Annotated in this window: 23 protein-coding genes and 1 pseudogene; 14 read left to right on the forward strand and 10 right to left on the reverse strand. The window is 56.3% G+C overall.

Translation table 11 applies throughout. The features are described from left to right. Positions 1–6: 6 nt before the first annotated feature. The gene (locus QP888_RS04285) at positions 7–1,260 is read left to right on the forward strand and encodes a DUF6779 domain-containing protein (RefSeq protein ID WP_284812281.1); all 1,254 of its coding nucleotides are present in this window, start codon (positions 7–9) and stop codon (positions 1,258–1,260) included. Positions 1,261–1,345: 85 nt separating this feature from the next. After that, positions 1,346–2,179: a pantoate--beta-alanine ligase gene (locus QP888_RS04290; RefSeq protein ID WP_284812282.1), complete on the forward strand. Its 834-nt coding sequence runs from the start codon at positions 1,346–1,348 to the stop codon at positions 2,177–2,179. A 4-nt stretch (positions 2,180–2,183) separates the two neighbouring features. Here the strand turns inward: QP888_RS04290 and QP888_RS04295 are convergent, their stop codons facing one another. The 3 genes from QP888_RS04295 to QP888_RS04305 are packed head-to-tail and all read right to left on the reverse strand — an operon-like array spanning position 2,184 to position 5,233. Further along, positions 2,184–3,236 (reverse strand): ArsA family ATPase, encoded by a 1,053-nt coding sequence (locus QP888_RS04295; RefSeq protein WP_284812284.1) that lies wholly within the window; start codon positions 3,234–3,236, stop codon positions 2,184–2,186. Further along, the gene (locus QP888_RS04300; protein WP_284812421.1) at positions 3,227–3,490 is read right to left on the reverse strand and encodes a cory-CC-star protein; all 264 of its coding nucleotides are present in this window, start codon (positions 3,488–3,490) and stop codon (positions 3,227–3,229) included. The genes QP888_RS04295 and QP888_RS04300 overlap by 10 nt, the downstream gene beginning before the upstream one ends. A 21-nt stretch (positions 3,491–3,511) precedes the next feature. Beyond that, positions 3,512–5,233, reverse strand: a complete 1,722-nt coding sequence (locus QP888_RS04305; RefSeq protein WP_284812285.1) for a carbon starvation CstA family protein — start codon at positions 5,231–5,233, stop codon at positions 3,512–3,514. Between the two features lie 214 nt (positions 5,234–5,447). On the opposite strand from QP888_RS04305, the gene lysS reads away from it, so the two are divergent. From lysS to QP888_RS04330, 5 genes are all read left to right on the forward strand, one after another. Then, entirely contained in the window at positions 5,448–7,070 is a 1,623-nt protein-coding gene (lysS, locus tag QP888_RS04310) for a lysine--tRNA ligase (protein ID WP_284812286.1), read from the forward strand. Between the two features lie 44 nt (positions 7,071–7,114). Further along, a complete protein-coding gene (locus QP888_RS04315) occupies positions 7,115–8,557 on the forward strand; it encodes an MDR family MFS transporter (RefSeq protein ID WP_284812287.1) in 1,443 nt (480 codons plus the stop codon). Between the two features lie 37 nt (positions 8,558–8,594). Then, positions 8,595–10,076, forward strand: a complete 1,482-nt coding sequence (locus tag QP888_RS04320; protein WP_284812288.1) for an NAD-dependent succinate-semialdehyde dehydrogenase — start codon at positions 8,595–8,597, stop codon at positions 10,074–10,076. Between the two features lie 355 nt (positions 10,077–10,431). After that, positions 10,432–12,693: a YhgE/Pip domain-containing protein gene (locus QP888_RS04325; protein WP_284812290.1), complete on the forward strand. Its 2,262-nt coding sequence runs from the start codon at positions 10,432–10,434 to the stop codon at positions 12,691–12,693. 332 nt (positions 12,694–13,025) lie between these two features. Beyond that, on the forward strand, positions 13,026–15,920 hold the full coding sequence (locus QP888_RS04330; protein WP_284812291.1) for an ATP-dependent Clp protease ATP-binding subunit: 2,895 nt from the start codon (positions 13,026–13,028) through the stop codon (positions 15,918–15,920). A 202-nt stretch (positions 15,921–16,122) separates the two neighbouring features. On the opposite strand, the gene QP888_RS04335 is transcribed toward QP888_RS04330, so the two are convergent. Both QP888_RS04335 and QP888_RS04340 read right to left on the reverse strand, forming a co-directional pair. Beyond that, positions 16,123–17,529 carry a lipase family protein gene (locus QP888_RS04335; RefSeq protein ID WP_284812292.1) on the reverse strand — a complete coding sequence of 469 codons (1,407 nt, stop codon included), beginning with the start codon at positions 17,527–17,529 and terminating at the stop codon, positions 16,123–16,125. A gap of 523 nt (positions 17,530–18,052) precedes the next feature. Further along, a complete protein-coding gene (locus tag QP888_RS04340) occupies positions 18,053–19,003 on the reverse strand; it encodes an iron-sulfur binding domain-containing protein (RefSeq protein ID WP_284812293.1) in 951 nt (316 codons plus the stop codon). Between the two features lie 35 nt (positions 19,004–19,038). On the opposite strand from QP888_RS04340, the gene QP888_RS04345 reads away from it, so the two are divergent. Both QP888_RS04345 and QP888_RS04350 read left to right on the forward strand, forming a co-directional pair. Further along, positions 19,039–19,656 carry a carbonic anhydrase gene (locus QP888_RS04345; RefSeq protein ID WP_284812422.1) on the forward strand — a complete coding sequence of 206 codons (618 nt, stop codon included), beginning with the start codon at positions 19,039–19,041 and terminating at the stop codon, positions 19,654–19,656. Between the two features lie 138 nt (positions 19,657–19,794). Then, the gene (locus tag QP888_RS04350) at positions 19,795–20,610 is read left to right on the forward strand and encodes a hypothetical protein (protein WP_284812295.1); all 816 of its coding nucleotides are present in this window, start codon (positions 19,795–19,797) and stop codon (positions 20,608–20,610) included. A gap of 480 nt (positions 20,611–21,090) precedes the next feature. Here the strand turns inward: QP888_RS04350 and QP888_RS04355 are convergent, their stop codons facing one another. Continuing rightward, the gene (locus tag QP888_RS04355; protein ID WP_284812296.1) at positions 21,091–21,522 is read right to left on the reverse strand and encodes a hypothetical protein; all 432 of its coding nucleotides are present in this window, start codon (positions 21,520–21,522) and stop codon (positions 21,091–21,093) included. 1 nt (position 21,523) lies between these two features. Further along, positions 21,524–22,096 carry a hypothetical protein gene (locus tag QP888_RS04360; protein ID WP_284812297.1) on the reverse strand — a complete coding sequence of 191 codons (573 nt, stop codon included), beginning with the start codon at positions 22,094–22,096 and terminating at the stop codon, positions 21,524–21,526. A gap of 326 nt (positions 22,097–22,422) precedes the next feature. Here QP888_RS04360 and QP888_RS04365 point away from each other — a divergent pair, with 326 nt between their 5' ends. The 5 genes and pseudogenes from QP888_RS04365 (at position 22,423) to QP888_RS04380 (ending at position 25,025) form a co-directional block, all read left to right on the forward strand. Then, positions 22,423–22,722 (forward strand): transposase, encoded by a 300-nt coding sequence (locus QP888_RS04365; protein WP_284812298.1) that lies wholly within the window; start codon positions 22,423–22,425, stop codon positions 22,720–22,722. 371 nt (positions 22,723–23,093) lie between these two features. After that, positions 23,094–23,576 (forward strand): integrase core domain-containing protein, encoded by a 483-nt coding sequence (locus QP888_RS04370; RefSeq protein WP_284812299.1) that lies wholly within the window; start codon positions 23,094–23,096, stop codon positions 23,574–23,576. Between the two features lie 301 nt (positions 23,577–23,877). Further along, positions 23,878–24,198, forward strand: a complete 321-nt coding sequence (locus QP888_RS04375; protein ID WP_284812301.1) for a hypothetical protein — start codon at positions 23,878–23,880, stop codon at positions 24,196–24,198. Positions 24,199–24,362: 164 nt separating this feature from the next. Further along, positions 24,363–24,500: pseudogene (locus tag QP888_RS11250) on the forward strand (IS3 family transposase); the annotation flags it as partial. A gap of 285 nt (positions 24,501–24,785) precedes the next feature. Continuing rightward, complete coding sequence (locus QP888_RS04380) at positions 24,786–25,025, forward strand: hypothetical protein (protein WP_284812302.1); 240 nt, start codon at positions 24,786–24,788, stop codon at positions 25,023–25,025. Between the two features lie 130 nt (positions 25,026–25,155). Here the strand turns inward: QP888_RS04380 and QP888_RS04385 are convergent, their stop codons facing one another. Genes QP888_RS04385 through QP888_RS04395 form a run of 3 tightly spaced genes read right to left on the reverse strand, consistent with a single transcriptional unit; the run spans position 25,156 to position 26,124 of the window. Further along, positions 25,156–25,488, reverse strand: coding sequence for a DUF2283 domain-containing protein (locus QP888_RS04385; RefSeq protein ID WP_284812303.1), 333 nt, complete (start codon positions 25,486–25,488; stop codon positions 25,156–25,158). Between the two features lie 11 nt (positions 25,489–25,499). Beyond that, entirely contained in the window at positions 25,500–25,727 is a 228-nt protein-coding gene (locus tag QP888_RS04390; RefSeq protein WP_284812304.1) for a DUF4258 domain-containing protein, read from the reverse strand. Continuing rightward, on the reverse strand, positions 25,717–26,124 hold the full coding sequence (locus QP888_RS04395) for a DUF6941 family protein (protein ID WP_284812306.1): 408 nt from the start codon (positions 26,122–26,124) through the stop codon (positions 25,717–25,719). The genes QP888_RS04390 and QP888_RS04395 overlap by 11 nt, the downstream gene beginning before the upstream one ends. Positions 26,125–26,266: the final 142 nt, after the last annotated feature.

A 26,266-nucleotide genomic window follows, 5' to 3' on the forward strand; every position in this document is an offset into this window, starting at 1 on the left:
ATGCCCATGGAGCAGGAGAAGACTTCGCACACCGACTACCGTGGCCAAGGCGCTAGTGACCGGGACGATAGTGATCGTGACGCTAGTGACCGGGAAGTGAGCGACTGGGATAGTCGTGGCCAGCGGTCCAGCAACCAGGTTGATCGCGGTCAAGTTGGCGTGATCGTGCTGATCGTGCTGGCAGTTGTCGCGACGGTGGTGATGCTGTTGTCGAATTCGGAGGTAGCGTTGCGCCTGGCGCTGTTGGCGTCGTTGTGGTCGGCAGTTATTGGTTTTTTCCTGGTCACCCGTTATCGTCGGCAAGCGCAGAGTGCTGAGCAGCGGGTGGCAGACCACGAGCGCTTCGTCCGCCAGCAGCAGGAATCCGCCCGGGCTCAGTCTGCAGGTACAGGAGTCTCGGCGCCACAATCGCTTGCCGACGCCGGCGGCAATGGCATTGATCCTGAGCGTTTTGAACAAATGTGGGAGTCGATCCGTGCGGAGCTGTCGGTGATCCGCACACACCTGGAGGAATTGCAGGATCGCGAATTCGGTTACGAGCCAGCCGCGCTGCAGGCTGAGGCGCGGCGGATCCGGGAGTTGGAGCAACACGCCGAGCACGCTGATTACGCTGGTCTTTCTGCTGGATTCGGTGCCAGTTCTGGTGCTCCGAGCCGGGATGCGATCGCGGGCAAGTTGGGCAGTCAACCGAGCCAGCCGCAGCCGAACCCATTGTCTGCGTTGATCAGTGAGCGCGAACAAGAACAGCGACAGCGGGAGTCTGAAGAGCCGAGGCAGCCGCAGCAGCCGCAGACTGCGACACAGAAAGCCACGAAACCAGCTGCCGCTAAGCCCACCACCGCGACACCTGATAACAGGAAACCAGCTGCCGAGACATCACAGGCTGCCAACACCGGCGCTGTAAAATCTGGTGCTGCAAAAACCGGCACTGGCGCCACCAAAACCAACGCCGCCAAATCGGATGCTGCCACATCCGACTCCGCTAAATCCGATTCCGCCCAGCAGAATCAAGCACGGAAGTCTGGGGCGGGCCAGGCCGCAGGCCAGGATACTGGCCGTAGCACGGATCCTACTTTTGACACTTCCCGCTTCCATGCAGTGCGCTGGGATTCGGCTCCTGCTAAAACCACGACGCAGCAGCCCCAACCGGCTGCTGGTGCCCACCAGGATGATGCCGAAGCGCGCCCGCATCGTCGTCGTCGTGATGAAAACACCGAAGGCATCTCCGTCGCCGAGCTGCTGAAACGAACCCAGAAATAGGCAGTTTCGATAGCGCGCCAACCACGTACAGCAATCATGTACAGCAACCACGTACACCTCCTATCTCACGACAGGTAGATCATTCATGAGTTTTGCTTTCGGGCAAGCCACGCTTTTTCACCTCGCGGATATCGCGAGGTTTTCGCGTGTCATGCGCACAACCGGTGAATCACTACAGCTGGTGGTACTAGGCTCTGATATTCACGCTGGCCACCGGGTTTTGCTGCGTACGGCGAAACAGCGCGGCGTTGCGGTGGTAGCCGTGGAACTTGTCGACGAATTGCGCCCGGAGATCATGGAGATTCTCCGCGAGGCAGAAGTCGACGCCGTCGTTCCGTATACCCGGACCCCAGGCCATACCGAGAGCCTGTGGCCGCAAGGCCTGCGCACGCAGATCACCCCGCCGGACGGTCTGGAAGATAGCGCGCAACTGGCACAAGCCCTAACCACGCACCTGAGCTTGCTGCATGCGGTGGCCCCAGAGACCATCATCGCTGGGGAAAAGGATTACGAGCTGCTCCTGCGCTTGCAGCAGGCAATCACTGACCTGCATCTGGACGTGAAAGTGCAGGGCGTGCCGACGGTGCGCATGCCGGATGGGCTGGCGATGAGTCTGCGCAATACTGCTATTCCGGAAACCGATCGTGAGAAGGCCCTGGCATTATCAGCCGCGCTGACTGCCGGTGCACATGTGGCCGAGCGGGGCAAAGAAGCCGTGCTCAGCACCGCAGCGGACGTGTTGAGGGCCGCCGGGGTGCAGCCGGATTATTTAGAGTTACGCGCCCGTGATTTTGGTCCGGCGCCGGAAGAAGGCGATGCCCGTTTGTTGATGGCGGCTACTTTCGGTGGGGTGCATCTGGTCGATAACGTGGGCGTGCCCGTCGGGATTGGCTTCCGTAACCTGGACGGGGATAACTAGCTAGCTAGCCGCGTCCCAGGTACGCGGCGATTTCCGCCAATGCTGCCGGTGTGCCGACCTCCGAATCCAGCAGCGGCACTTCCGTCACGTCCACCTGCGGCAAGCGGCGGTGTAGATCTTCCAGCGCGGCATCTTCCAGGCGACGTCGATTTGCCAAAAACTCGCCCTGATCTGCTGGTGAGCGCCGGTTGACCACGGCACCCCCGACGCTAATCCCGGTTTTCCGCAACTCCGCGTGCAACTCCGCGGTTTCTAGCACCGGCACTTTTTCTGCGGTAAGCACTAAATAAAACACTGATTGTTGCTGCAGAGCATCCCGCAGCCGGGCAAACCGCTGCTGACGTTTGTGCAAAATGGAGCGTAACTCCTGGTTGCGGCGGTCCACACCGTCTTTAGCGGTGTGGTTCGGGTCCATCCCGCGGATCAGTTCTGAGAAGCGTTCGGATTTATCCCGCCGATTCATCAACCCTTGGGTCCAAGCATTCATCAATTCCGGTACGGCTAGCAGCCGCGAGGTATGCCCGGATGGTGCAGTATCGACAATGATGAAATCGTGGTGCGAATCTTCCACTACCTGCGCGATTGCTTCCACCATCGCGGCCTCGTGCGTGCCCGGCGAGTTACGCGCCAAGTCCAAGTGCTTGGTTACCTCGCCGTGCAGGCGCTCTGGCATCATCCGCCGCATGGTCTTTTCCACCTGCGAGATATGCGCCTTCGTGGTTGCCGCCGGATCCAATTCCAGTAGCTGCAAGTTGGCACTCGCCTTCACGGCCACACCCTTCGCGCCGACGGTTTGTTCCCACATATGTCCCAGGTTGTGCGCAGGATCGGTGGACACCAGTTGCACGGAATAACCGGCTTCTGCCAGGCCAAGGGCCACAGCCGAGGCAATGGTGGACTTGCCGACGCCGCCTTTGCCGCCGAAAAACACGATGCGGGGCTCGGTGCTGTGAGCCGGGCCAGCACCGCCAGACGAACGAGCACCGCCAGACGAACCAGGCGCACCAGCACCGCCAGCGCCGCCGTCGGCAAGCGCTCTAATCTGATCTAGCAGCATTGGATTTCCTCCAAAGGCGAGCGCAGCATCCCCATGCGCCGGTGCCAGGCATGGAAATCCTCGTAGATGATGGGCAATAATTCCAGCGTATAAAAGCTTGCCGGGTTGGGTATGCCCAGGGCTTCGGACATCACCAACAGCTGGAACAGGTCATCTTCTTCCTGTTGTGCGCGCGCAAACGTGGCCCGGTACGGCGCGCAGTAGTACTCGTTTAAGCCCTGGCCGAAGGCTTTCAGCTTGTCGACGATAGACATCACGCGTGCTTCTGGCCCCGATTATTTCCCGCGTTTGATGGCTTGTGCCTGTGGCAAGGGGGCGTCGGTGTCGTCGTCGCTCCAGACCACCTTTGGTGTGTTGTGCGCGCGTCGGTAAGCAGCGGTGGCTTCGATAACCACCCAGACTGCACAGACCAGGATGACCGCGTCGATGACTACCAGCAGCCAGTTGCCATCGGAGATGAATGTGCCCAGCTGGGAAACCGCGGCCCACAGTGAGGCAACCATGACGAAGGTGCCCGGGATGATCACCATCCAGGATGGGCGGCGTAGGTGCGCCAGGATGATCGCGATGATCGACAGCGATAGGGCTGCCATGATTTGGTTCGTGGTACCGAACAGTGGCCACAGTGTCATGCCGCCGGAGCCGTCGGAACCCGCGGAGAAGGTCAGGACCAGCGCAATTCCTACCGCGATGATGGTCGAGGAGAATGCCCGCAAACGCACACCGGCAACCTCGGCGATTTCCTGTACCACCATGCGTTGCAGACGAACACCGGTGTCCATGGTGGTAGCGGCGAACAGCACAGCCATCGTCGCCAAGATCGTGGTGGAGATACCAGCGGGGATGCCCAGGCCAGCGTTGACGATGTTGCTGCCGCCCTCGACGAAGGCATTAATTCCGCCTTCGTTGAATGCGCTATAGATTTCTTCCCACTCGGCCAGGGTTTGGAAACCAGCAGAGACCGCGATGATGGTGCCGAGTGCTAGCAGGCCCTCGCCGACGGCGCCGAAGTAGCCGACGAAGCGGGAGTCGGTTTCTTTTTCCAGCTGCTTAGATGAGGTACCGGAGGAGACCATGCCGTGGAAACCGGAAATTGCGCCGCAGGCGATGGTGACGAACAAAAGTGGCCACATCGATGGGGTGCTGTCGGGCAGGTTGCTGTTGAGCGTCGGGGCGACGACGGTGGGTGCGGAAAGCAGCATGGAGCCGTAGAGAATACCCAGAGCGATAAACAGCTGTAGCCCGTTGATGTAGTCGCGTGGCTGCAGCAATACCCACACCGGCAACAGTGAGGCGATGGCGGCGTAGATAAACAGCAGGATGATCCACACACCGTTGGCTGGGATGCCCCAGACGGTGTCCGGTAGTGCGATGGGGAAGCGGTCGCCGATCAATACCAGTGTGTACAGGGCGATCACGCCGACGATGGAGACGATCGGCAGATTCCATTGCAAACGGTAGACGGCCTGGCCGATGAGCAGCGCAACGACGATGGCACCCCAGGTTGGGATGACTGCCGACGGATTGGCGATGAGCAGGTTGGAGATAACCACGGCGAATGCGGCCACGACCATCAGCAGCAGCAAGAAGATGACCACCAGGAACAAGTTGCGTCCGCGTTTGCCGATGTATCGGCCGGATAGAGTACCGATGGATTGACCGCGGTGGCGCTGCGAGGCCCACAAAATGCCCATGTCGTGCATGCCGGCGATGAAGATGGTGCCAAGGGTGACCCACAGGAAAGCCGGTAGCCAACCCCAGATGATGGCAACGGCGGGGCCGACGATGGGGGCTGCACCTGCAACGGAGGTGAAGTGGTGGCCCCAGAGTACGAATTTGTTTGTTGGCACGTAGTCCACGCCATCGTTCATGGCATGCGCTGGCGTGGTGTAGCGCTCGGAGAGTTGGAAGATACTTTTACCGAGAAATTTTGAGTAGATGAGGTATCCACCGATGATCATCGCGATCCCGATGACTGCTAAATACAATGAGTTCACCGCTTAAGCCTCCTGCCTGGCGCTAAAGTCCTGCGTGTCTGTTCCGAGTATCACGGTCGGTGAGTTCGGTGTGACGTATCACAAATATTGTTGCACGTGGGGCGAAAAAACCCGCTATCGGGCTGCTAGATGCCTAGCAGTGCCTGAATAAATGCTGCGAATCACGCGCGGGCACGCTTATCGTTTCTCGTGGTTTTCGACTACCCTGGGCCGGGTGAGTCAGCAGAAAAATTCCCCCGATGCCCCTGATAGCCTGCCGGAACAGTTGCGTATCCGGCGGGAAAAGCGCCAGCGTTTGCTTGACCGTGGTGACCAGGCCTACCCGGTTGAAGTCACACGCACGATGAGCCTTGCCGAGCTGCGCAAGGCTTATGTCGTGGTGAAACCAGAAGACACTGCCGATACTGCCGGCGCTGCGCAACCCGAGCCGGAACAATTGGTGACCCGTGAGAATGGCGTGACCTATATCCAGCCAGGCGGAGATTCCGGCGATGAGGTGGCTATCGCGGGGCGGTTGCTGTTTAAACGCGATACCGGAAAGTTGTGTTTCGCGACCCTGCAAGATGGTGATGGCACCCAGGTGCAGGCGATGTTGTCATTGGCGGAAGTCGGAAAGGAAGCGCTGGATCAGTGGAAAGCCGACGTCGACATGGGTGATTTCGTCGCCGTGCAGGGCAAGGTTATTTCTTCCCGGCGTGGCGAGCTGTCCGTGTTCGTGAACTCCTGGCAGATGGCGTCGAAGTCGATCCGCCCGCTGCCGGTGTCGTTTGCGGAGATGGCGGAAGATACTCGCGTGCGGCAGCGCTATAACGATTTGATCGTGCGTAAGGAAGCCCGTGAGAATGCGATGACCCGCATCAAGGTGATCCGTGCGCTGCGCAATTATTTGGAAGGCGAAGATTTCGTCGAGATCGAAACCCCAATGCTGCAGACCATCCATGGTGGTGCTGCCGCGCGCCCGTTCGTCACCCACTCGAATGCGCTGGATCTGGACCTTTACTTGCGTATTGCGCCGGAGCTGTTTTTGAAGCGCGCTGTCGTTGGTGGCATTGATCGAGTTTTTGAAATCAACCGCAACTTCCGCAATGAGGGCATTGACCGCTCGCACTCACCGGAATTCGCGATGTTGGAGACCTACCAGGCCTGGGGCGATTACAACACGGGCGCGCGGATGATCCGTGAGGCCGTGCAGTACATCGCCGAGGAAGTTTTCGGTTCGCAGGTAGTTACGCTTGCCGACGGCACCGAGTATGATTTCTCCGGCGAATGGCCGGAAATCGAGATGTACCCGTCGTTGAATGAGGCTTTGGCCCGCAAATTCCCGGATCAGCCGGAGGTCACGGTTGATTCCACCGTCGACGAGCTGCTGGGTATTGCCGATGCCATCGGATTGAAGGTTCCGAAGGATGGTGGCTGGCAGCACGGCAAGCTGGTGGAAGAAATCTGGGAGTTGTTGTGTGAAGATCAGCTGGATGGGCCGATCTTTGTCAAGGACTTCCCGGTGGAGACCTCACCGCTGACCCGTGATCACCGCTCGAAGCCACGCGTGACGGAAAAATGGGACCTGTATGTGCGCGGGTTCGAGTTGGCAACTGGCTATTCCGAGTTGATCGATCCGGTGATCCAGCGCGAGCGTTTCGAAGACCAAGCGCGTTTGGCCGCTGGCGGTGACGACGAAGCCATGGTGCTGGATGAGGAATTCCTGGCTGCCATGGAACAAGGCATGCCACCAACAGCTGGCACCGGCATGGGCATTGACCGCCTGTTAATGGCCCTGACTGGGCTGGGCATTCGCGAGACCGTGTTGTTCCCGATCGTGAAACCGGAACAAAGCTAAACGAAAAATAATACTGGTTCGGAGGGATCGAGGTCCGCAACGATATGAGTGAAAACCGAGTTAATGCGCAACCGGAAAAGATCCCGTCGGACGTCGTTGCCGTGTTGGCTACGTTGGTGGCGGCTGCGACGGTGATGATTTTGAATGAGACCTCACTGTCGGTTGCGCTGCCTGCGGTCATGCGGGATTTTGGTATTAACGCGGCCAGTGCGCAGTGGTTGATCACGGTTTTCATGCTCACCATGGCCGTGATTATTCCCACCACGGGGTTTTTAATTCAGCGTTTTAGCACCCGGCAAATTTTCTTTTCCTCGGTGGGGCTGTTCATCGTCGGCACCATCATGGGCGCTGTGGCACCGGCGTTTGTGGTGTTGCTGCTGGGCCGCATCGTGCAGGCTGCAGGGACTGCGTTGATCATTCCGCTGCTGATGACGGTGATGTTGCAGATGGTGCCCCTGGAGCGCCGTGGAACCGTGATGGGCTTTATCGGTGTTGTGATCGCGGTCGCCCCAGCGACTGGCCCAACCGTCGGTGGTGTCATCTTGGAGGCGTTTACCTGGCACGCGATTTTTCTGTGCATGCTGCCGTTGTTGGTTGGTGTGTTGTTGTTGGGGGCAAAGCTGCTTTCTAACGTCGGTGAGAACTCGACGCAGCCGATTGATCTGTTGTCTGTTGCATTATCGGTGGTGGCGTTCGGCGGCACAGTTTATTCCCTGTCGTCGTTAGAAGTTGCGCTGGATAGCGGCGATAACGTTGGCATGCTGGTTGGTTTGCTGGTCATTGCGGTTATCGCGTTGGTGGTTTTTGCCTTGCGCCAGGTGCGGCTGGGTAAAAAGGGCCAGGCTTTATTGGATTTGCGACCCTTTAAGATCCGCAATTTCTCCCTGGCGGTGGTGATCGCGCTATTCTCCTTTGCCGTTCTGATCGGCACCGTGACTATGCTGCCACTTTTTGTACAAAACGGACTGGGTGATGGTGCGCGTACCGCCGGTTTGATCGTACTTCCGGGTGGGGTGATCCAAGCGGTGATGTCGCCGATCATCGGACGTGTTTATGATTCGGTGGGCCCGAAACCGATCATGATTCCGGGCGCTTTTTTGATGGCCGCTGGTACGTGGCTGTTTACCACCATCGGTACTGAGACGCAGGTCTGGCACTTGGTTACCTTCCATGTGATTTTCGCCTTCGGGTTTGGTCTGCTGATGACGCCGATGATGACCACCGCTTTAAGCTCATTGACCGGTGAACTCTATAGCCATGGTTCGGCGATCTTGACGACGTTGCAGCAACTGGCAGCTGCCGCTGGTACCGCATTGTTGATGGTGATTTTGACCCGCGGCACGGATTCGGGGCTAGCTGCAGGATTGGCCGAGGCAGCCGCGACCTCGGATGGGGTGCGTGCGGCCTTCGTGGTCGCTGCACTGATGGTCACGGCGATCATTCCCATCACATTTTTTATGCGTCGGCCACAAGCAACTGTTGCGTAACGAAACTCATACCCAGATTCGCGCGTAGAGTGTGAGTATGAGTTTCGATTACGCACCATATACTGAATTGATTAATAACCTTCCCACCAAGATTTGGTTGGGAAACGAGCAGGTCGACGGCGTCGGCGGCGCTAATTTCGACGTGGAAGACCCAGCCACCGGCAAGGTTTTAACGCAGGTCTCTAATGCGGATTCCTCGCAGTGGATGAAGGCTTTGGATCTTGCCGACGGCGTCCAGGACACGTGGGCTAAGGATTTCACTGCCCGTCAGCGCGCGGATGTGTTGATGGATATTTACCACGCCGTGCAGGATCGTGCCGACGATTTCGCCACGGTAATGACCCTGGAGATGGGTAAGACTTTCGCAGAGGCGAAAGGCGAGGTCGGCTACGGCTCGGAATACCTACGGTGGTTCGCGGAAGAAGCGGTGCGCATTGACGGCCACTACGGCGCTTCGCCATCGGGTGCTGGCACCATTCGCGTTACCCACACCCCAGTCGGCCCATGCTTGGCTGTGACCCCGTGGAACTTCCCGTTTGCCATGGCTACCCGCAAGATTGCTCCTGCTCTGGCAGCGGGCTGCACCATGATCGTTAAGCCTGCCAAGGAAACCCCGCTGACCATGTTGCTGCTCGGTGAGGTCATCTCGGAGGTATTCGCGAAGCACAATGTGCCTTCTGGCGTGATCTCTATCGTGCCGACGCAGAAGTCGTCCGCGATGTCTAGCGAACTGATGGCGGATGCCCGCTTGCGTAAGATCACCTTTACTGGTTCCACCGGCGTCGGCAAGATTTTAGTTGAGCAGTCGGCGAAGAATCTGCAGCGTACCTCCATGGAATTGGGAGGCAACGCACCGTTTGTTGTCCATAAGGATGCAGACCTGGATAGCGTGCTGGAGTGCGCGTATGCCGCGAAGATGCGCAATGGTGGACAGGCTTGTGTTTCGGCTAACCGCTTCATTGTGCACGAGGATGTGGCAGAAGAGTTTACCCGTCGTATTACGCAGAAGCTGGCGCAGGTGAGCACCGGTCATGGCCTGAATGAGGGCGTCGGTTTGGGCCCAATGATTACTACGGCGCAGCGCGACGGTATCGCTGAACTGGTTGATGAAGCCCGCAAGGCCGGTGCCACCGTGCACACCGGCGGTGAAATGCCAGGAGGCGAAGGTTATTTCTACCCAGCCACCGTGTTGTCCGATATCCCGGCTGGCGCGGCTATCTTGCACGAGGAAATTTTCGGACCAGTTGTGGCTATCACCACGTACTCTGACTTGGACGATGCTATTGCTGCTGCGAATAACACCTCGGTGGGCTTGGCGGCTTATGGCTATAGCGAAAACGTGCACACCGCTGAGCGTCTGGCACATGAGTTAAATGCTGGCATGGTGGCCATCAACCGTGGCGGTGTTTCTGATGTTGCCGCACCGTTCGGCGGTATCAAGGAATCTGGCTTTGGCCGTGAGGGTGGTGCCGAAGGTATTAACGAGTACCTGGATACCCGCTATATCGCTACACCATAGATGTAGCTCATCGCGCTGAGCTTGCGCATTAGATAACACCCATTCCCGCCGGGATGCACCCGGAGTGGGGTGGGTGTTTTTTCTGCGTTGATTAGCCAAATAGTTAATCATCATATACTGTGGTGTTTCACATCACAAACCCAAAAACTCTGTGTGATGGCTTATAAAATCCAAACGAATTTGCTAGGGAAACTATACTAATAAAGACTCGTGGAATTTCGGTCTTGCGAGCGATTATTTTTTGTTTTCCAAGCAATTTTGAGTCAGCCTCCAAGCACAACACCGGCGTGGAATCTCGCAGTGGTGCTAGCGGGGGTACTGCACTCTCATAGACATTTAGTGGAGGTGTCTTCTCGTGAGCACTGCTGATAACACTGCGGGTAGCGCTGCGAACAACGCTGCGAACAGCACGGCGCATAGCGCAGCCACGTCGGCTGGCACGGGTGCGCAGTCGGGCGTACACGCTGCACAGAACAAAAACCTGTGGCACAAGCTGCTCGATTGGCGCCCGAAATCGACGATCCCACGCATCCTGGTGGTGCTCACACTCGTGCTGCCGTTGGCGGGTGCGGCGACGTTCATGTGGGCGATGTGGGACCCATCGAAATACCTGCGCGATGTTTCATTGGCTGTGGTTAATGAAGACGAAGGCGTCGAGCGCGACGGCGAATACATTAATTACGGTAATCAGGTCGTCGAAGGTTTGTTGGAAACCGAGTATCTGAATTTCTCGGAAGTCGACAAAGAGCAGGGTGATAAGGGGCTAACCCGAGGTGATTATCTATTCGTGGTCACGATTCCGAAAGATTTTTCTGATGACGCGGTCACGATCATCAGCGATAACCCGAGACAGCCGAATATCCACTTCGCGGAAAACGACTTCTACGGCACCAACGGTGCGGTGATCACCAATAGTTTGATCCCGCAGGTGCAAAGCAACGTTGCCAATGCGATTTCCAAGAAATATGCCGACAAGGTTATCGCTGGTCTTGATCGCATGGGTGACGGGCTGAATCAAGCCGCCGAGGGTGCAGGCCGTTTGGATGAAGGTGCTGGTCAGCTAAAGGATGGCGGTACGCGCGCAGTCGATGGAATATCGCGGTTGGATAAGGGGGCTTCTGACCTGCAAGATGGTGCCGGACGCTTGCACCAGGGAACCTCAGACTTGAAAGCTGGTACGACGCGCCTGCGCAACGGCGTCGGCGAACTGAGCAATGGCGCAGCTCGCCTGCAGGATGGATCCACCCAGCTGGCTAACGGTACGGACCAGCTGCTTAATGGTACTGATCAGCTTGCCGACGGTGCTGGCCAGATCGATGCCGGTGTAAACCAATTGACCGGCATGCTGTTGCCGCTGCTGGAGCAGGTGCAGGGCGCGTTGCCGGATATGCAACCGATTATCGACTTGCTGCACACCTTTGGCGCGCACGCCGAAGCTGAAAAACTGGCGGGGATTGTGAACCGACTGGATCCTGCGAATCAACAGAATATGGTCAACCAGCTCAACCGTTTGCGGGAAGGCACCGGCCAGCTGCATTACAACTTGGCTGATCCGAATGCCCCGTACCGGTCTGGCGTGATTCGCCTGCAAGACGGTGCTCATCGGTTGAATGACGGAATCAACCAGCTCAACGGTGGTGTTAGCCGCCTAGCAGATGGTGCGAGCCAGTTGGATAATGGCGCGACCCGCCTGAACGCGGGTACCGGCGAGTTGACTGACGGTGTGGGGCGTCTGAAAGACGGAACCACGCAGCTCAACGACGGTGGTGGCCAGCTGATGGACGGCATGACCCGCCTGAAAGACGGTACGAGTCAGCTGTCGACCAAACTTGCCGAAGGCGCTGCTAAGGCACCGAATATCACCAAACCGGAAGATTCTGCGTCGAATATCGCGGTGCCGATCAACTTCACTGCGTCCAACCAGCACCCAGTCCAGACTGTGGCTGATGAATCTGACCCGACGGTCAAAAACATTACTGCTGGTGCGGCCATCCTGGTGATCGTCGTTTTCGGCTACCTGGCCATGGCGTTGCTGTCGATGCTGCTGCCACATATCGTCGGCAAGCGTGCCAATAGCTACACCGTGTTGGGTCCGGTCCTACGTGCGCTGGGGCTGATTTCTCTGGTGAACTTCGCGGTGATCGGATTTTTCGCGGGATTCTCCGTGGCACTGGGATGGTCGCCGGATAACTGGGCTGTCACCATCGGTGTGCTGGCGCTGACCGCGATCACCGGTTCGGCTGCCTTCCAGTTCCTGCGCATCCTGTTTGGCCGCATGTACGGTGGCGTATTCTCGCTGGGTCTGTTTGCTCTGGGGCTGTTCGTCTTCGGTGGTATCTGGCCGCTGGACACCACGCCGGGGCCACTGCGGATGCTGCACAGCTTCCACCCAATGAGCTACACCCGCGATGCGTTTATGCGCGCAACTGATGGTCTGTACGACGCCACCTTCTGGGGCGGACTCGGTGGCCTGCTGGTCTTCGCACTCTTGTCGACGGGACTGTCGCTGGTTATCTACGCCTCGCGTCGTCGCGGTGCGGCAACGGAGCTGGACGAAGAAGTCGAGTACGTCGCAAAGGCGCGCTTGGGTGAAGAGCCAGTCACCATCGCGCGCTAGGGTCTGCCGTAAAGGCCTGCCGCTAGGGCGTGTTCCTGTTAGCTGTCTGCTAGCGGCCTGTTAGTGCGTGTTAGCCACCAGCTAGGTGCTGCCTGTTAGCAGCCTGTTAGCTGCGTGAAACACAAGCGGCGTTCGGATTGCCTCCACTCCGGACGCCGTTTTTGCTGTAAGAATGCGTTCCAACGGGGCGTTCGCTACAGGCGAACAGGCCATTATGCAGGGAATTTGCCTGATTTGTGGGAATCGATTCGCAAAACGGGAAGGTGCGGTGATAATTGCGCGTTATGGTGGGTGGAACATAACGCAAATCGGTTAGGGAGAACTCAGAGCACATGTTTGAACGGTTTACGGACCGAGCTCGACGCGTCATCGTTTTGGCGCAAGAAGAAGCTCGCATGCTTAACCACAATTACATCGGTACCGAGCACATCTTGCTCGGTCTGATCCACGAAGGTGAAGGGGTTGCTGCTAAGGCCCTGGAATCGATGGAAATCTCCTTAGACGATGTCCGCAAAGAGGTCGAAGAGATCATTGGCCAAGGTTCTCAGCCGCACAGCGGACATATCCCATTTACTCCGCGGGCCAAGAAGGTCCTGGAGCTTTCGCTGCGCGAAGGCCTACAGATGGGGCACAAATACATTGGCACGGAATTCCTGTTGCTGGGTCTGATCCGCGAGGGCGAAGGCGTAGCCGCGCAGGTATTAACCAAGCTGGGTGCTGACCTGCCACGTGTACGTCAACAGGTTATTCAGTTGTTGTCTGGTTACGAAGGCGGCAACCAAGATGGTTCCGGTAGCGGATCATCGTCGGCGCCTGGTGGTGGCGGACTGGCTGGCGCTGGTGCTGGCCCATCGATGGGCGGCGGATCCGGAAGCGGTGGCGGTGGCAAAGGCGACCGCTCCAACTCGCTGGTGCTCGACCAGTTTGGACGTAACCTCACCCAGGCCGCCAAAGAAGGCAAATTAGACCCAGTCGTTGGTCGTGATTCTGAGGTTGAGCGCATCATGCAAGTGCTCTCACGTCGCACGAAGAACAACCCAGTGCTGATCGGTGAGCCTGGTGTTGGTAAGACTGCCGTCGTAGAGGGCCTGGCCCTGGATATTGTGAACGGTAAGGTGCCGGAAACGCTGAAAGATAAGCAGCTGTATTCGCTGGACCTGGGGTCGTTGATTGCTGGTTCTCGTTACCGTGGTGATTTCGAAGAACGCCTGAAGAAGGTGCTGAAGGAGATCAACCAGCGCGGCGATATCATTTTGTTCATCGACGAGATCCACAACTTGGTCGGTGCTGGTGCCGCAGAAGGCGCTATTGATGCTGCGTCGCTGCTGAAGCCGAAGCTGGCTCGCGGTGAACTACAGACCATCGGTGCTACCACGCTGGAGGAATACCGCAAGCACATTGAAAAGGACGCTGCTCTGGAACGTCGCTTCCAGCCGGTCAAGGTCGAAGAACCTTCGCTGGAAGACACCGTGCTGATCCTGAAGGGGCTGCGCGATAAGTACGAGGCACACCACCGTGTTTCCTACACCGACGACGCTTTGGAAGCCGCCGCGAAGCTGGCACACCGTTATATTAATGACCGCTTCTTGCCAGATAAGGCCGTCGATCTGCTCGATGAGGCCGGTGCACGCATGCGCATCAAGCGCCTGATTGCTCCGGATAGCTTGCGTGAGGTGGATGAGCGCATTGCGGAGGTGCGCCGCAACAAGGAAGCTGCCATTGATGGCCAGGACTTCGAAAAGGCTGCACGTTTGCGCGAGAGCGAACGCAAGCTGAATGAAGAGCGTGCAGAGAAGGAAAAGGCGTGGCGTGAAAACGATCTGGAAGATATCGCCGAGGTCGGCGAAGACCAGATCGCAGATGTTCTGTCGCACTGGACTGGTATCCCTGCACTCCGCATGACCGAGGCCGAGTCCAACCGGCTGCTCAACATGGAAGAAGAGCTGCATAAGCGCATTATCGGGCAGGACGAAGCCGTTAAGGCCGTCTCCCGTGCGATCCGCCGTACCCGTGCAGGTTTGAAGGATCCAAACCGTCCATCCGGTTCCTTCATCTTCGCAGGACCATCCGGTGTGGGTAAAACGGAGCTGTCGAAGTCGCTGGCGAACTACCTGTTCGGTAACGACGATGACCTGATCCAAATCGACATGTCGGAGTTCCACGATCGCTTCACGGCATCCCGCCTGTTCGGTGCCCCTCCGGGATACGTCGGACACGAAGAAGGCGGCCAGCTCACCGAAAAGGTTCGCCGCAAGCCGTTCTCCGTGGTGTTGTTCGATGAGATCGAAAAGGCACACAAAGAGATCTACAATACCTTGCTGCAGGTGTTGGAAGAAGGCCGTTTGACCGATGGCCAGGGCCGTGAGGTGGACTTCAAGAACACCGTGCTGATCTTCACCTCGAACTTGGGTACCTCGGATATTTCCAAGGCTGTTGGCTTGGGCTTTTCCTCCGAGTCAGAATTCGACCCGGATTCTCAGTACGACCGGATGAAGAACAAGGTCGACGAAGAGCTGAAGAAGCACTTCCGCCCAGAGTTCTTGAACCGTATTGATGAGACCGTCGTGTTCCACCAGCTGACGCAAGACCAGATCGTGGAAATGGTCGATTTGCTCATTGGCCGCGTTGCCAAACAGCTGCACGACCGCGACATGGATATCGAGCTGTCCGAGAACGCGAAGAAACTGCTGGCTCGTCGTGGTTTCGATCCTGTGCTGGGTGCACGCCCATTGCGTCGTACCATCCAGCGTGAGATCGAAGACCCAATGTCGGAAAAGATCTTGTTCGGTGAGCTCGGTGCCGGAGAAATTATCTCTGTCGATGTCGAAGATTTCGACGACAAAGACAAGAAGAAGGGCACGTTCACCTTCAGCCCACGTCCGAAGCCGTTGCCGGAAGAAGAATTCGGTGAACTGGATGAAGACGACGTTCGCGAAGTAGAAAACCCAACTGCTTCGGACGATGCTGATGAATCTGCTGATTCCGACAACAAGGGCGGCGACGGAGACAACGGCGGTGGCTCTGGCTCCGATGATGATAATCCAGATGACCAGCCGGGTACCGTTGGTGACCCGAATGGTCAGCCAGACACGCTGAGCCCGGATACACCTACCTCCGGTAACTCCGGTGCATTGCTGGAGCGCCCGGAAGATGAGCGCGGCGATGGTGGTTCGGATGACTCTGATGGCCCATCTGGGCCACAGCCGCAGCCACAGCGCGATCAGTAAAACCCTGGCGTGTATCTCTAGACCGGCGCTTATCCATACTGGCGCTGGTTGAGAGAAATAAATACACGACGCCGGCCTGTCTCCTCATGATGAGGGACAGGCCAGTTTTTGTATGAGCTAGTTGGCTAGAGTTGGCTAGCCACCGGAATCTCCACGAAGCCGCGTTGGCACGCTGTGTGTTAGGTAGCCAGTTGTAGGGCTGTTAAAACGTTCCGCAATCGTTTCCTGGGGCCAGACCATTAAAACGATCTGTGAGGTAGTGCAGCCCCTGCGGCATATCCGTAAACAACGGCAGTGTGTGGTTCACGCCTGGTTTGAAGTCTGGAAGTGCCAGCGGCAGGAGGGTGCTTCTCATTTCCACCTGGCCACCTTGTGCGCAATAATCACGTGCCATTTGCTCGGCTTGGGCATACGGAATCAGATCGTCGTTATCTGAGTTGGAAACCAACATTGGCGCAGATAACGGACGGGTACCAAGTTTTTGCTCGTCGATCAATTCGCCGAGTTCAGTTCGGCGGTTAATGATTTCTGCGAATGACTCACCACTGTTGGTGAGCGTGCGTGTATTGGTAAAGCCCCAGTTGATCATGCCATCAGCAATGCAACTGATTTCGGCGTCTTTGAGAAAGCGCTTGCCTTCGTCGTTGAATTCTTCTTCGATTAAAGCCGCTAACTCTGGGTGGCGTTCCAGGTAACCGTTGACGGTGTATCCCAGGGCGGCAACGATGGACGAGCCGTCGACGGATTCCACGACTTGGCGTAGATCTGCCGGTGGAGCACCGGCAAAGGTTCCCACCAGGTTGAGCTCTGGTGCGTAGCTAGCGTGATATTCCGCAGCGGCAGCGACGGCTCCGCCGCCTTGGGAGTACCCAGCGAAACCGACTGGGGAATCTGCCGGGGCGCCAGCAGCGTGCAACCCTGCGCGGGCCCCGTCGAGAACCGCGTGGGCTTCTTCTTCAGTATTGACGTAGGTGTGGTGGCCGGGTGTGCCCATGCCCATGTAGTCGGTGCTGATAATACGCATGCCGGTGGCATTGGCCAGATACTGCAGCGGCAGTTCGTAATTAGCGTTCAGGCTGAGATAGGTCAGCCCGCTGGCATTGGGTTGCACGTTGAGGGCGGAAAGAAGGTCGGGTGCTGCTGATGGTGCGCACTGGTCACCGGAGCCGCGCGTGCCTGGGGCCATAACCACAGTCGGGGTGGGACCGTTGCCGCGCCATGGGTTACTGGGTTCGATTACGTAGCCGGTGACCTCTACGGGCGCACCATTGGAGTCGATAGAAGCGTAGCGGATACGCTGTGCCGCTCCCGGAAGCTGTGGTCCGGCGAGGTTGAGTAAATGTGGGGCAGGGGTGGCGTCTAGCAATGTGCCTGGCGCTGGACCAGCTGGGGACGCCACGGGTGCGGTGGTGGCGGAATCAGGAGTCACTGCTTCATCGGCATATGCTGCGGAAGTGCCAGCTGAAGCTAAAAGTCCTGCGGCCATGAAACTGGCGGCAGCTAAGCTGAAGCCTTTACGGACGCTGCTGCTCATGCCGGTGCGAGTGGGCGTGGTGCGATCGGCACCGGTACTATTCTTTTGTTTAGAAAACGGTGATTTAAAATACATGACGGCAAGTTTAAACGGAAAGATCGAATTAATCACTTTCTTATTATTTTATCGGCACCCCATTTTGTGGGGCGCCTGCATATAGGCACCCTTCGATTAACAGGAGTGATCTGTAGTTTTAGTTGGTTCTAGTTTCGGTTGATTCTAGTTTGAGTCGGTTCTAGGCGAGATCCCAGTGTAAGCACCCGGGGCTCCGTTATTTCCGTTATTGCAGTGCAGCTCTGGGTTCTGCGACAAAAAGTGTGTCCGTGTGGGTGTTGTTGACGCAGCTCAAGAGATAAAAACGCCGCATTTATAAACCCCACAACGAAAACGAAGCCGACCAGACACACTTTTTTGTCGCATATCCCCCCCCCGCTTTTTGCTTCGTTACCCGCGTACCCCATCGCCGGTAATCATGTCTATGGTCCCGTTTTGCAAATAGTGAACGAAAAAGTCGGGTTTCAGGGAGCCTATTTGTAAAACGGGACCATATTCTGTTCGACGCCCCGACCAGACACACTTTTGTCGTATAACCCCAGCTCTAATCCGGAAGCGCGAATTCGCCGCCCTCGGTAACCTCGCGCACCAGACCGTCGGCAAGCAAAGATCGCAGAGCCCGCTCGCGCTGTTCATCTTTCGGCCACACGAGATCAATCTCGGACTTTGGCACCGGGACAGAAGCTTCCCGCAGCACAGCCATGATTTTTCCGCGCACTTGCCGGTCAGTGCCAGCGAATTTCTGCACCCGCTTTTTCTGCGCCGCCATCTCTGAATCACTCGGCGTGGGCGAACCAGCACGCACCCAGGAACACCCGGCGCGAAGCGGGCACACCGAACACCGCGGCGAACGCGCCGTGCACACCAGCGCGCCCAATTCCATTAAAGCCACTGAGGTTTGCGGGCCGGAGCCGTCGGCAAGCAAAGCCCCCACCTGAGCCAATTGCCTTTTCGCAGGTTGCGGCGCCAAGAACTGTCCCGACCACGCACGCGCATACACCCGGCGCACATTGGTATCCACCACAGGAACGTTCACCCCAAACGCGAAACACGCCACCGCCCGTGCGGTGTAATCCCCAATGCCGGGAAGCGCCAACAGCTCATCCACATCGCGCGGAACCACACCATTATGCCTCTCGACAATCGCTTGCGCGCATTCCCACAGCCGCAACGCCCGCCGCGGATAGCCCAACCGGCCCCAGGCCCGCAACACATCTGCCTGGCTGGCGGTAGCAAAAACCTGCGGGGTGGGCCACCGATCCATCCACTCCAGCCACTGTGGTGCGACACGGGCGACGGGCGTTTGCTGGCTCATGACCTCAGAGACCAACACACCCCAGGCCGTGGTTTCTGGTGCGCGCCAGGGCAGGTTGCGGCCATGCTCGTCGAACCAACCGCGCAGCGCTGGCAACAGAGCGGTGGCAGGAGTGTCATCAGAGGTGGCGGAAGCGTCGGCAAGCGGGGTAGCAGGGGTGGGTGCTGAATGATTCGTCATCGCGGATAGTTTAGGACAAAATAGAAACTGTGAGTATGCAGAATGTGGCCAAGACTCCCCAGGCCGTGTGGGAGTCCCTGCGGGAGGGCAATGAGCGGTTTATGGCTAATCGCTCTGAGCGGCCAAATCAGGATCCGGAATACCGTTCGCTGTTGAGTGTCGGGCAGTCGCCACGCGTGGTCATCTTCTCGTGTTCGGATTCCCGGGTTCCCGTCGAAATGGTTTTTGACTTGGGGCTTGGCGACGCCTTTGTGATCCGAACCGCCGGGCAAATCATTGATAGCTCGATCATTGCGTCGGTGGAATATGCCATCGAGAAATTCGACGTCAACCTGCTGGTGGTCATGGGGCATGAATCCTGCGGGGCCGTGCGCGCGACCATGGAATTTGCCGAAGGCGGTTCCGCGCCCAACGGTTTCCAGCGCACCATCGTCGAGCGCGTGTTGATGTCGGTGACCGAGGCGAATAAGCGTGGACTTGTTACGCGTGAGGACGTCGAGCGCCAGCACATCACCGAGACTGTGTACCAGCTGATGGCTCGCGCGCCGGGGTTGGGGCAGGGGCTGATTCGCCAGTCGATGGGCATCGTCGGCCTGCGTTATAACCTGAGTGATGGCAAAGTCGAGCCGGTCGTGCTCAACGGCGTGCACTAACAGGGGGCGTGCACTAACAGGCGCTTGCCGACGTTTGGCTAGCTGCATGTCGCGGCAGCTGCGGTTACCCGCCGGATGACGTAGGACACGCGCGGTAGTTGCCCCAGCCCAGCGGTGTTTCGTTATAAATTAGGAACTGTGACTTCCCCTCAACACCCACAACGACGCCTCCCGGAAGAAATTTACCGACGCCGCCGCATGGCTGGCCTGGCGGTTCTTCTCTTGCTTGTGCTTTTGCTGGTCTGGATCTTTAGCGCCATCTTCGGTGGCAATGGTGAAGAGAATCCGCAGTCGGCCGCAGATACTTCGGCTGCTAACCAGACCGCGACGGCCACTGCAGCGCGGGAGGAAAAAGACGGTGATGCGGGCAAGGACTCGGATAAGGATGCCGATGACGCAGCTAACGACAGTGCTGCGAAAGAAGCCGAGGACATTGAGGGTGCTCATGGCGCCAAGGATTCGGATCGTCCCCGCAAGGGTGACGAGGACAAAGAAAAATCTGCCGACGAGCGCCCGTCGCCGTACCCAGGAGAGGGCGAGGAAGCCCACGCTACCTCCGGTGCCTGTGAGCTGCACGACCTGAGCGTCACCGCGCACAGTGATAAGGCCTATTACGCCGGTGGTGACCAGCCGACGTTTTACATGTCGGTGGAAAACCCCACTGACCATGACTGTGTGGTCAATCTCGACGAGAACCCGCTGCGCTTCGAGGTTTATGATCTGAACACGAACCACCGCATGTGGGCAGATACCGATTGCTACCCAGCGGTGATCACCGGGAACCAGGAATTCAAGGCTGGCCAGACCCGCCACTTCGAGGCCGTATGGTCGAAGACAAATTCCGCGCCGGGCGAGTGCAACCACCGCCCAGCTACTCCCGAAGGCAATTACTTCCTGCACGCCGTCGTTGGCGATAACGCCTCCGACGCACTTACTTTCGCGCTGCGGGCCTAGGGGATAGCGCACGCCTGCGCTGGCGATAGCGACCCTTCGAAAAGCAGGCATGTTGCCTGACAAATAGGGGGCTCACACTATAAGCAATACACGATTCCCCTGCCCCCTTATGGGGCAGTTAATGTTTAGAGATATCTCCTGCTTATAAGAACCTGTTTCTGGTTACCAAGCACCATAGAAGTTTTTGGTCAGGGTGTATTTGATCTTCTCAGAAATAGAGGAGGGCGTAGTTCGTCTATCGCCATCTGGGCAGAATTCTTGAATACTAATGCAGGAGAAGCTCGCGCGGGCTGGTTCTTCCCGCCGACCAGTTGTAAACATGTTTACATGAATGGTTCAGTGATTAGCTTGCACATTGGTTTATGGTGACTGGAAATCTAACTGGCCAAGCCACCGAGGCTCACCAAGCTGTTCGAGATCTCTGGAATGCACGACTAGCGAAAACGTCTTTAGAGGACACTCAACACATCTGAGTATTAGTCAATCAGATGCGTGTAAATCATTCTTAATTAATTGGATGATCAGAATTAAGGGTAGTGATATGAAGATCGCTATCGTAACACAAACAGCGCCTTCCAGTCCGAAAATATTAGTTTTTATTATGAATAAAATGCTTGAAACTACTACGCTTGAGGAAAGTATCCCAAGCAGGATCTGGACGAGGGATAGGAATTTTCTTGAATCCCATTTGGAAAATAAAAGATATGCGGAGTAAAAAGACGCAAAAGATGAGGTAAGCCCACACAGTAAAGCCGCGTATGCGTAAGGAACACCCGCATCTTCAATATCCAGTTGTCTAGGAAGCCAGTAGTTTACCGATGCATATATTATGGCAGTTAACATGAATATCGATAAGCCGCCAATTATGAGCGTTATGGCGGCAAGCCTTCTTATGCTAGAATTTGATACCATTTTATGGCCCAATAATGAAGTTATAGTAGAACTGCGTACGAGGAGCATCGGAAACGACAGTATCCAATGCAGTTATCGATTTAGTCTGCCCTGCTGTTACCATAGCGCTGCTAAGGGTTTTCCCGTCTTTCTTATACGCTATGCTGGCTCGATAAACTCTGCCCGTGCCGCCGCAGTCGCTACCGGTGGCCCATTCCCCTGAAGCATGGACGGTTCCCCTGTATAGGAGATATCCTACTTCCTGATTGCGAGCGTATGAACTGCCACAGTGTACGGTTTTTGAGAGATAGGGACTCCAATGACCACTGCGAGTGGCTTTTTGAACTGAGGAAGATTTAGTTTTGCCTATTTCAAAGCAACCTATTTCGTGAATAAGCCCGTCTTGCCCCTGAACCTCTTTAGATTCACCATATTTACAGTTGAGATTATTAGAGGCTCGCTCAACAATCGGATCACTACTTAAGCTAGCCGATGTTTCTTTAGCATAAGCTGCGGGTTGAGTGACTACCTGGGGAAGTATGATAGATGCAGCAGCTATGGAGATGATGCTACAAAAGAATTTATTTTTTATCATAGTTTCAATTCCTTAGCATTGTTACCTACGTCTAACCAATCTACTCCACTACATTCATCCTGCCAATGGTGTATGTTCGCCTGTACCCCCGAAGGAAGTAGTTTTATCGCGTTTACATCTCGGGGTGGCACGTCGTTGAACATCATCTCGTTCCAATCAAGACCGGATCCTTGGCGGTCAAGATCGGTAACGCTCACAGAAGCACCTCGTTGGTCGAATATGGGCGCTAGGAACATAGTGGTCGTGGTCTGGGCTGGTTTAGTAAAACATTTGGTTTGATGGTGTCTTCCGTGACAGCCCCTTGTTGGGTAGGAAGACTGGTAATCATGAAGAAGTTTTCGAAGCACACTCCTGAGAAGATTGTGGCTAAGTTAGACAAAGCTCGGTCCATGAAGGCCTCGGGTAGTACTGTGGCCGAAGTCTGCCGTGACCTTGGCGTTAGCGAGGAAACCTACCGTCGCTGGGTCAAGAAGTACGGCGATATGTCCCGCAGCGAAGCCCGCCGTTTTAAAAAGCTGCAGGAAGAAAACGCCAAGTTCAAGCGCCTACTCGGAGAAGCTGAGTTGGAAACGGCGCTACTAAAGGAGTTTGCGGAGGGGGATTCTAACCCCGGCACGCAGGTATGAAGCCATCGATTACGCTCTATCTGTGGGGTATTCGGTGCGCTTTGCCTGCCGCGTGGTCGGGGTATCCAGAGCGGCGTACTACACCGCCTGCAAACGCCGCCAACAGCCCAGCGTGGATAAGTACGCAGCTTTGCCCAGCTGACTAGTCACCTTCGCTGGTGAGCACCGACGCTGGGGCTATAGTCGCGCTTGGGTGAAAGCCCGACAGGTCGGCTTTACCTGTGGCCGTGATGTGGTGTACTACCTGTGGCGCCAGGAGGGTTTGCGGGTTTGTCCTCGCAAAGCTCCTAAGCAACGGTGCTTGCCTGTGCCAACGCCTCGCACGCAGCCAGCGGAGTGTCCGGGGCAAGTATGGGCGCTAGACTTCCAGTTTGATAGCGACTACCAGGGCACAGCCTTTTAAGATCTGCAACGTAATAGACGAGTTCACCCGTGAGCACGTTGGTTTCGAGGTTGCTCGGTCAATCACCGCTACTGCCGTGATTGACCTGCTGGAGAGCATAGCCGCTGTGCGTGGCGGCAGGCCTCGGGTGTTGCGTATGGATAACGGCTCTGAGTTCATCAGCCACGAGCTGACTGGGTGGGCAGGCAAGCACGACACTGTCGAGGCGTTCATCCCACCGGGAATGCCCTGGCATAACGGGTTTGTGGAGTCTTTCCACAACCGGCTACGTGACGAGCTGCTAGAAGATGAGATGTTCGACGATCCTGCCCATGCGTCGCGCTGCTTGCGACTGTGGTCGAAGCGCTATAATACCCATCATCCTCATTTGAGTTTAGGGTTTATCCCGCCGACTGAGTACGCCAACCAATGGCACCAAACCCAGGAAGGCACTCAAACCACCCGGTCCTAAAAACTAGCCCGGTCCAGTCGTCGTTTCCCGACGCCCCCTTCGTGTTGATCGTCCTAATAATCATGACTTAAGCCTTTCGTTCATAACTCCGTAGGAGAAATGCATGGCTTCAATGTCTCGCATGCGGATTCTGCCTTGTCGTACTTTGCATTCACATCGCGCTGCTCCTGGCTCAGTTGGTTTGACGCGTTCTTCCAACTCGATTCGCTTGGCCTCGCGGATTTCGTAGACCTGCTCGATAAACGCCAGCTGAAGCGTCCTGGGGTTAGTTCCTACCTTAGCTACGCAAGGATTGGACACTATGCGTAGAAAGTATTCCGTCGAATTCAACAAGAACGCGGTTCATCAGATCATCCAAATGGTCCGCCTGGAGTCTTGCTCATTGCACCGCGCCTATACGCAGGTCGGTGAGCATTGTGGAGTATCTCATTACACGTTGTGGGCTTGGTACCAGGGCAGCGCCGACATACGTGATAACTCTGCTACGTCAGGCGGCGAAACCCTGGAAGAAGAACGTGGGGTGCCTGCGCCGAGCAAACAACGAGCTGAAACCTGCATACGGGATTGTCAAGACTGCTTCAGATTTTTCGCAGCAAACCTCGACTCCCCAATGACCACATGATCTCCTACATCGACGCAGACAAAGATCAGTGTGGAGCCCGGGGCCATCTGCTGTGTCCTGTACCCACGATCTGCCCGAAGGCACCGGATCATCGCCCGGTGCTTGTGCAGCGACACTTCTATGCACGAGCACCAGGCAGGCTTTGGAGCATGCATTAACCACTGCGGGGCGAATCCATGGAAACCAGCTGGTACACCACAGCGCTTGAGACAGTCAACGGTCTTTACAAAACGGAACTCATTCATGCCCAAGATCCGTGGACGTCGGTCGGAGAAGTCGAACCTGCCAACTTACGGTGGGTGCATTAGTAAAACACCAAGCGGCTTCATGAAGCGTAGGCCTACGCCACCCCACAGGAAATAGAAACCGAGTACTATCTCACCCAGCCCATCAACACAGGGTCGCAAATGAAGCAGAACAAATCCCAGGACGCTTCAGAATTACATGAAAAAGACAATGACTTATACATTTACGGCTGCTTTTGCCGCGTTCATTGCGACATCCATTGTGATACCCAATTGGCTCCTAGTCGCCCCCGTAGCACTCGCTATTTCTGAGTTGGCGTTGTCTTACCGTAGGCGCCGTGCGTGAAACCTACCATCATCGACAAAGATACAGGGCGCGAACTGTGGCTTGGTGAAGACTGTGCGTCGTTTATTGGTGCGTCTCCGGCGACGTGGCGAACCTATTCGGCTAACGGGCGCACCCCTGGCCATGTGGCTACGATTCTTGGTAACTCGCGCCTGTGGGATGCGGGTGAGGTGCGGGCGGGACATGGCTTGCGCCCTGGTTCTCCTGTGCGGAATTCCCCGGGGCATGGTGTGTAATGGACAGTCGTGTTCCAGTCGTGAGCTGGCTACAAGGCTTGAACACGACGAATACCCCCCCCCCAATGTGTGTTGAAGGTATATTTTGTCGTCGCGTCAATTATAACGCACAGTGCGTGACATTCCGAGATTAGCAGGCTTCCAGCTCACGGCCATCTATGGCTGCTGCCTTAATCTGAGATTTGGCGGTAAGCGATCCACTGGTCGCTGTCATCCGCATCAAGTGCGTTAGAGCTACACGGAGCAAGTCTTGCTCTGAAGCTTTTACGTGAAAGCGGGAAACGATTTTCTCCATGGGGGGAATATACCGAAGCGAAAGTAGCTCCAGCCCTACCACACAATCAAGCTCATCAAGATCGACGATAATTCCATCGCCCAACTCTTCGGAGTGTGAAACTGCGCGCTCGGCCAGCTCAATGTATCCAGCCTCCATATCGCGAGACCGGGTTACCTGAATTTGCATTTCAGCTACTCCTAATTTCTTCTACTAAATACAGTTACGATTTCAGTTGGGTCAGAATTGTTAACTGTAACTACACAAGTGACTCTACCCAAATCTGCTTCATAAACTCTTCGATCGGACGTGTCTCCAGGTCTTGATATCAGATAGTTATCCAACACGTATCGTATGTCATCTTCTGTAATGTTGCGTTCTTCCATACGCCTTCGCGCATGGGGCCAGATTTTCAGTTCATTCGGCATCTTGTGAGACAACCTCGAATGCCAGCCGTCGCGCCTGCTGCCCGTCAACGCCAATATTGCATTCGTAGAGTCCAGGCTTGGCTATGTAAATAGGTCCGCGAAATACGAAGACTGAAGCAACTTTTCCGTCGTATCGGACGGCATCATCTTCATTTTCGAGTTTGAAATCGAATTCGATTTGAGGGTCACCAGCGTCAGAAGGGCCACCAATTGATATCGATAACTCCGGCGCTTCGGAATCTGCAGTTCGACGCACGCGTCCTGCAACGGCTATATCAACTACACCTGGGAACGAATCCGCCTTGACTTCAGTGAAACTGGCGCCGATAGCAGTGATGGTTCCTCGCTCAGTCTTTGCGTACTCAGCAAGGAAAGCATAATCAAGTTCAGCTGTCATGAAATCAAGTATCGCATATTTGGGGAGCTATGGTTTCTCCGTGTGGTTGGCGGCTGCGAGTAGGGTTAGGGCAAGGGTATCTGGTTCTTCTTTGGTGAGTACCAGATGGAGTACTTGACGGCGGCAGTTATGACCGTAGGCG

The organism is Corynebacterium sp. MSK297, assembly GCF_030232885.1.
Lineage (GTDB): Bacteria > Actinomycetota > Actinomycetes > Mycobacteriales > Mycobacteriaceae > Corynebacterium.